Origin of the sequence: Christiangramia aestuarii (assembly GCF_009735585.1) — a bacterium.
Lineage (GTDB): Bacteria > Bacteroidota > Bacteroidia > Flavobacteriales > Flavobacteriaceae > Christiangramia > Christiangramia aestuarii.
Window position 1 is genome coordinate 1 of record NZ_VJVW01000082.1, and the last position, 456, is coordinate 456.

The 456-nt window shown below is 68.0% G+C and carries 1 protein-coding gene; it reads left to right on the forward strand.

Annotated features, from left to right (window positions below; genetic code table 11):
- A partial coding sequence (locus FLP08_RS17005) for a PAS domain-containing protein (protein WP_156278111.1) occupies nucleotides 1–456 on the forward strand: 456 nt, incomplete at both ends.

The window sequence follows — 456 nt, forward strand, 5'->3', positions numbered from 1 at the left end:
GACGCCGAACTCAACGCCAGCTACGTCAGCCCCTCGGTACAGCACGTGTTCGGCTACAGCCCGGAATGGGCGCTGCTCAACGGCCTCCATCAGACCGCCACCAACCCGCGCCAGCTCGGCCGCCTGAACGGCCTGCTGCGCCGCGTGCGGCACGCCATCGGCGACCGCCAGAAGCTCGCCGAGCTGCGGGAAAACCCTGGCCAGCATCTGTTCGCCCTCGACTGCCTGCGCGCCGACGGACGCAAGATTCCCATCGAACTGCGGATCGTCCTGATGTGGGACGAGCACGACCGCTTCGAAGGCCTGCTCGGCATCGCCCGCGACATCAGCCAGCAGCGCCGCGCCGAACGCGAGCTGCGGATGGCGGCGACGGTATTCGAACACTCCACGGCGGCGATCATGGTCACCGACCCGGCCGGCTACATCGTCCAGGTCAACGATTCCTTCTCGCGCCTG